This window comes from Nocardia sp. NPDC059195, from assembly GCF_042754695.1.
Taxonomy (GTDB): domain Bacteria; phylum Actinomycetota; class Actinomycetes; order Mycobacteriales; family Mycobacteriaceae; genus Nocardia.
Window position 1 is genome coordinate 35,899 of the sequence record NZ_JBHZBG010000039.1, and the last position, 6,308, is coordinate 42,206.

5 protein-coding genes are annotated in these 6,308 nt (G+C 66.6%); 3 read left to right on the forward strand and 2 right to left on the reverse strand.

Annotation, left to right across the window (positions count from 1 at the left end; genetic code table 11):
* The first annotated feature begins 29 nt into the window (after positions 1 to 29).
* The 3 genes from ACFXKN_RS30960 (at position 30) to ACFXKN_RS30970 (ending at position 3,831) form a co-directional block, all read left to right on the forward strand.
* A complete protein-coding gene (locus tag ACFXKN_RS30960; RefSeq protein ID WP_378969085.1) occupies positions 30 to 1,832 on the forward strand; it encodes a DUF3556 domain-containing protein in 1,803 nt (600 codons plus the stop codon).
* Positions 1,833 to 1,873: 41 nt separating this feature from the next.
* On the forward strand, positions 1,874 to 3,286 hold the full coding sequence (locus tag ACFXKN_RS30965) for a phytoene desaturase family protein (protein WP_378969089.1): 1,413 nt from the start codon (positions 1,874 to 1,876) through the stop codon (positions 3,284 to 3,286).
* Positions 3,287 to 3,513: 227 nt separating this feature from the next.
* A complete protein-coding gene (locus ACFXKN_RS30970) occupies positions 3,514 to 3,831 on the forward strand; it encodes a GYD domain-containing protein (RefSeq protein WP_378969093.1) in 318 nt (105 codons plus the stop codon).
* On the opposite strand, the gene ACFXKN_RS30975 is transcribed toward ACFXKN_RS30970, so the two are convergent.
* Both ACFXKN_RS30975 and ACFXKN_RS30980 read right to left on the reverse strand, forming a co-directional pair.
* Positions 3,809 to 4,393, reverse strand: coding sequence for a DUF6968 family protein (locus tag ACFXKN_RS30975; RefSeq protein WP_378969097.1), 585 nt, complete (start codon positions 4,391 to 4,393; stop codon positions 3,809 to 3,811). The two genes, ACFXKN_RS30970 and ACFXKN_RS30975, sit on opposite strands and share 23 nt — an antisense overlap.
* 213 nt (positions 4,394 to 4,606) lie before the next feature.
* Positions 4,607 to 5,887, reverse strand: a complete 1,281-nt coding sequence (locus ACFXKN_RS30980; protein WP_378969102.1) for a hypothetical protein — start codon at positions 5,885 to 5,887, stop codon at positions 4,607 to 4,609.
* Between the last annotated feature and the right edge of the window lie 421 nt (positions 5,888 to 6,308).

The following is a 6,308-nucleotide window of genomic DNA, read 5'->3' on the forward strand; positions in this document are numbered from 1 at the left end:
CCCGGAAGCAGGGAGAAAGGAATCGAGCCATGGGATTCAAGACGGGAGATTTCCCGCCGGTTGACACCGAGACATTCTTGGATTTGCCACTGCGCGAACGTATTCGAACGCTGGCGCTGCACTGGGCGGAATACGGATTCGGCACGCCGAAGATGATCCACACCGTGTACCTCGCGAAAGTGCTCGTGCTCTATATCGTCGGCGGTGTCGCGATCGCGACGGCGACCTCCGGTACCGGCCCGTTCTGGGATGTGGCGCAGTGGTGGAACCAGCCGGTCGTGTACCAGAAGCTGGTCCTGTGGACAGTGCTGCTCGAAGCCGTCGGAGTCGCGGGCTCCTGGGGGCCGCTGGCGGGCAAGTTCAAGCCGATGACCGGCGGCATCCTGTATTTCGCCCGGTTGGGAAGTATCCGTCTGCGGCCGTGGTATCGGGTGCCGTTCACCGACGGTGACTCGCGCACCGTGGTCGATGTGGGCCTGTACCTCGGCTTCATCGCCTCGCTGGTGGTCGCCCTGGTAGCACCGGGCCGAACGACTGCCTCGCTACTGGAAGCACTGCCGCACAACACATCCGGGCTGGTTCGGCCCGCGCTGTTGATCGCGCCGATTGTGCTCTACATCCTGTGCGGGCTGCGGGACAAGACGATCTTCCTGTCGGCTCGCGGCGAGCAGTACCTGCCGGCGCTGCTGTTCTTCGCGGTGCTGCCGTTCACCGACATGATCGTCGCGGCCAAGCTGTTGATCGTGATCGTGTGGGTCGGCGCGGGAGTTTCCAAGTTCGGCAAGCATTTCACCAATGTGGTGCCGCCGATGGTGTCCAACAGTCCGGCCATGCCGTTCCGGTCGATCAAACGCGCCCACTACCGGGACTTTCCGCGCGATATCCGACCTTCACGGGTCGCTTCGTACCTGGCCCACGTCGGTGGTACCGCCGTGGAGGTTCTCACCCCGATCGTGTTGCTGTTCTCGACGAACCACTGGCTGACCCTGGCCGGTGTCGCGATGATGGTGATCTTCCACCTGTTCATCACCTCCACCTTCTCGCTGGCCGTGCCGCTGGAGTGGAACATCCTGTTCGCCTACCTCACAGTCTTCCTTTTCCTCGGTTTCCCGAATTCGGGCGGCTACGGCGTATTCGACATGTCGTCTCCGTGGCTGACGGTGGCGATAGCCGCTGGGCTCGCCTTCTTCCCGGTGCTGGGCAATCTGCGCCCCGATCTGGTGTCGTTCCTGCCGTCCATGCGCCAGTACGCAGGCAACTGGGCCTCGGCGTTGTGGGCATTCGCGCCGGGCGCGGAGGCGAAGCTGAACACCATCGCCCACCGCCCCGCCGACAACCAGGTCGACCAACTGCTGGCCATGGGATATCCGCCTGCGGTCGCCGAGATCACCATGCAGCAGACCATCGCCTGGCGTTCCATGCACAGTCAGGGCCGCGGTTTGTTCTCCCTGCTGTACAAGCATCTTCCCGACATCGATCGCTGGACCGTGCGCGAGGCCGAGTTCGCCTGTAACTCGCTGATCGGCTTCAACTTCGGCGACGGCCACCTGCACAACCTCGACCTGATCGACGCGGTCCAGGCACGGGTCGGGTTCGCCCCGGGAGAATGGATCGTGGTGTGGGTGGAGTCGCAACCGGTCCACAAGAGTACTCAGGAGTACATGGTGGTCGACGCGGCGCTGGGCGTCATCGAACGCGGGACATGGGAGGTCGCCGACGCGGTAGAGGCAATGCCGTGGCTGCCGGACGGGCCCATTCCCCTCACGGTGACCTGGCGGCGTGAAGACGTCACCGGCGCGCCGCACCAGGACGCGGTGGTCCGGGCCGAATAGCTCGGTACCGCAAGTTATCTCGAGCAAGGAAAGGAAAGTCGATGACAACGGCGACAGTGGTCGGCAGTGGCCCCAACGGGCTGGCCGCAGCTATCACCCTGGCTCTGGCGGGCGTGGAGGTGACGGTCCTCGAAGCGGCCGGCACGATCGGCGGCGGCACCCGCTCGAGTGAGGCGATTGTGCCCGGTCTGCTGCACGACCACTGCTCGGCCATCCACCCGATGGCCGTGGGGTCGCCGTTCCTGCGGCGCGTCGACCTGCAACGGTACGGGTTGCGTTGGGCGTGGCCGGAACTCGACTGCGTCCATCCCCTCGACGGCGGCACCGCCGGAGTGCTGCACCGCTCGGTCGCCGAGACCGCCACGGGCCTCGGCGCCGACGAACGGCTGTGGCGCACACTGTTCGAACGCCCGGTCGCGAACTACGACGAGATCGGCGCCGACATCATGCGCCCCCTGCTGCGGATGCCCCGGCACCCGATCCGCTTGGCGCGCTTCGGCATTCCGGCGACCGCGCCCGCCACGTTGCTGGCGCGAGCCTTCCGTACCGAAGCGGGACGCGCCCTGTTCGGCGGCGTTGCCGCCCACGCCTTCCACCCACTCGAGCGCCCGTTGAGTGCCAGCATCGGGCTCGGCATTCTGACCGCCGGACACCGATACGGCTGGGCGGTCGCGGCAGGCGGATCCCAGCAGATCGCCGACAGCATGGCCGCGGTATTGGCCGATCACGGCGGAAAGGTCGAGACCTCCGTCCGGGTGCGCTCGCTGGCCGACTTACCACTGTCCGATATCACCATCTGGGATCTCGCACCGACAGCGGTCGCGGAGATCCTCGGCGATCAGCTCCCCACGCGGATTGCCCGTGCCTACCTCCGGTTCCGCTACGGGCCAGGCGCTTTCAAGGTCGACTTCGCGGTCGACGGCGGCATCCCATGGACGACGGAGTCCGCCCACCGCGCAGGCACGGTACACCTCGGCGGCTCCTTCGCCGAGATCGCCGCAGGTGAACGCGACATCCACGCGGGACGGATGCCCCAGCGCCCGTTCGTACTGGTAGGCCAGCAATACCTCGCCGACCCGCAACGGTCGGTGGGCTCGATACACCCGATATGGACCTACGCGCACGTCCCGAACGGCTACACCGGCGACGCCACCGCAGCGATCTTCGCCCAGATCGAACGCTTCGCACCAGGCTTCCGCGACCGCGTAGTCGGCCTGACCGCCCGCACCACAACAGCATTCGCCGACTACAACCCCAATTACGTCGGCGGCAACATCATGACCGGCGCCAAGAACATCCCGCAGCTGCTATTCGGCCCACGAAAAACCTTGCAGCCCTACGATATCGGCCTACCCGGACACTATCTGTGCTCGGCGGCGACCCCGCCCGGCCCCGGGGCGCACGGCATGTGCGGTGCCAATGCCGCAGAACGAGCGATGCGGCGGCTGCGCTGACGACATTGTCGTCGTCATCGACGATGCGGTGCACGACCGCGATGCAGGTGCCTCGCGTTCTGGAGGGTTTCCGGCGCGCCGAGGATACTCGCCGTGATTTCCGATATCGCCGCAGTTACGTTGCCGCATCATTGCGACCACGGTGTTCGACCTGGAGCGTTCAGGGGGTGGCGGGCACGTAGGGTCGGTCTCGCCCAGATCGCCCGGATCAGAGGAGGCCGTTAGGTATGCCCAAATACATGTGGCGCGTCAGCTATCTCCAAGAGGGGGCACAAGGCCTGCTGGCCCAGGGCGGCAGTGCCCGCCGCGCGGCCATCACCGAAATGGTGGAGAGCGTGGGTGGTCGGGTAGAAGCGTGTTATTTCGCGTTCGGCGACGACGACCTATTCGTCATCGGTGATGTCCCGGACGATGTCTCGGCCGCGGCACTCGCGATTCGCACCGCGGCTGCTGGTGCGGCGGTGTCGCACACCGTGGGTCTGCTTACTCCTGAGCAGATCGACGAAGCGATAGCCAGAGACGTTACCTATCGGCCGCCCGCGTAGCCGGCGTGCTCGGCATGGGCCAGTCCAGCGGTATGCCCAGGATGGCGCCCACACCGCGGATCGCCGACATCACAGCGTGGACCTCGTTCATGCCCTGCCCGAAGGCTTCGGTGCGATCATCGATACGGAAGGGGCACAGGTAGGTATGCGGACGATCGGGGTCTTGGCGAGGGCGTCCGAGGGTGATCACCACCGGCCCCTCGGCGGTGTGGACGGCCCGTGCCGCCAGATGCGGGCCGAACTCGCGCGCCTTCGTCGCGGATCCGGTGGAGTTGCCGACGCGTTGTCGCGGACCTACACGTACTCGTGATCGGTCCGATTCGGCTGGGCGGCCCGAGCTAGCTCGGGCTGCTGCGTTCGGGATGTCGATCATCGCGGCGTAGATGGCGGCCAGCCGGTCCGGGCCGTGGGCTATGTGTGCCCGGGCGCCCTCGACGCGGTAGGTGCACTGCCAGCTTCGCGTCGTGTGGTCCTGTTGGGGTTCGGCGATTTCGATGCGCAACTCACGGTCGCCGTTTTTGACGGTGCTGGCTATAGCTAGCTCGACGGGTTCGCTGTTCACAGATCCTCCAAGAATATTGTCGCGGTCGCCGGTCGTGGGTGACGAGCAGCGGTCGCGTGTTGCAGCAGTTGTCGAGCGCAGCACGTCAGGGTTGGGCGGCGGGGCGGGTGTTGCGCTGCATGCTCGGTGGAACCCGCCTCGCATCGGGTGGTGGGCAAGGCGGACGGAGTTCGCTGCGCACGGAGGCATGGATGGGTGCTGTGGGCGTCGACTTCAGCCGCCGTGCAACCAACGTTGCTTCAGGTTCCAGTGGTTGTCCCACCATGCGCGTTCCACTGCGGGGTCCGCGCCCGCAGGCGGGCGCGGGGATTCTCCGGGGAACAGCCCGTTCGAGTCGGGGGCGCCGACCTTTGTCGGTGTCGTCGGGTCGCTCGGTGTGGTCGGTTGCGGTGAGTCCAGCGGTGTGGATGGAGCTGTCGGGTTCGCGGTAGGGGTGGGAATCCAAGCGGGTTCCTCCCCATTCTGCTGCGGAGCAGGGGGCGGGGCGGTCGCTGATGGCGCCGCAGTAGCGGGGGCGACCGACACCTGGTCGGGGTGTGGTGCCGGAGTCGGAATGGGAGCCGGTGGTGGCGCAGAGTCCGCAGGCGAGATCGGAACCTGCGCATCGGTCGTGGGCTCGATGACTGTTGCTGAATTCGACGGCGGCGAAGGTCTGGTCGTGTCGGCAGAGCCTGCGTTCATTGCTGATGGGCTGTCGTCGAGTACGTGTGTCACCGCGAATCCGGACGTGACGAGCAGCGCCGCGGCGACTGCAGCAGCGAGAGGTAGCCGTCTGGGGTGCCGGGGCTCTGCCAATGGTGCGGCGGACTGGTTACGCGCCTGTTCGGCAGCTATCAGCGCCGCTCCCCGCGCCGTAGCATCGGCAAAGTCCGGCAGGAGGACAACGGGTGCGGCGAGCTCGTCCCGCAAGACCGCGATGTCGGGTTCGGCCGCCGCCGAGCCGCAGAGGGCGATCACGCCGGGATGCGTCGGAATCGAGGCGAGCATCGACCGCACCCGACCGATCGTCTCGCTCATCGGGTCCGCGTCGAACGCCCCGGTGGGATCATCGGGCGCGGTGCCGACGCCGAACGGGGCGGTCCAGGAGTCCGACGCCAGGATCTGCCCACGATCTGCCCCGACCACTACCGCGGTCGCGGTGCGATCGGCGAAGTTCAGTAACACCACGGTTCTGAACTCGTCCAGCTCCGGCGTGCCACCGACCAGCGCGAACATCGCCGATCGGGTCGAAACCAACGACGATGTCTGCCATCTTCCGGATGCCAGCTGCGAGACGAGCTTCTTCCGGTCCTGCGGCGTGTGGTAGGCCACGGCGGCGTCCGCGATGCACGGCTCCGCCTCGGTGAGGGCGTCCAGTGTGCTGACGACCGACCCGCCCTGGTCGACTCGCTGCTCGACCGACAGCAGGACCTCGGGTCGTGCCGCCTGCGCGCTGGACAGCAGTACCCCACGGATGACTGCGAACTCTGCTGATATTCCCACTGTGGTTGTCATGGATCACCTAACTCGATGGATCTGAGAGCTCCTGGTTGTTCGTAGCGAGCACGCTCGGCGATCGGCCGACACGCGGGCTGTGACACGGCTCATCGTTCGTCGCCGAGTCGCGCACCGGCCGGCCCGCGGAAAGACCCGTCGAACGATGTCATTGCGCCGTGGCGGGTCCATTCGTTCGAAGCGATCGTGGCTGGCGCGGCTCCCGTGATCGAGATGCCGAAGGGCCTAGGGTGGATCACGCCCCGCGACGTGGCGGCGGCGCGTGGGTGCACGGGGAAGAGCTCGCCTCGACAGGCAAGGCGGTCAATGAGAGCCGCGACCCATCCTGAGGCCACCCCCAAAAGGCCGACCCCCTTTCTTCAGAAACGGCGCGACGCTCACCCACGACTAGATCGGCGGAAACACCGAAGCCCGCGCCGGG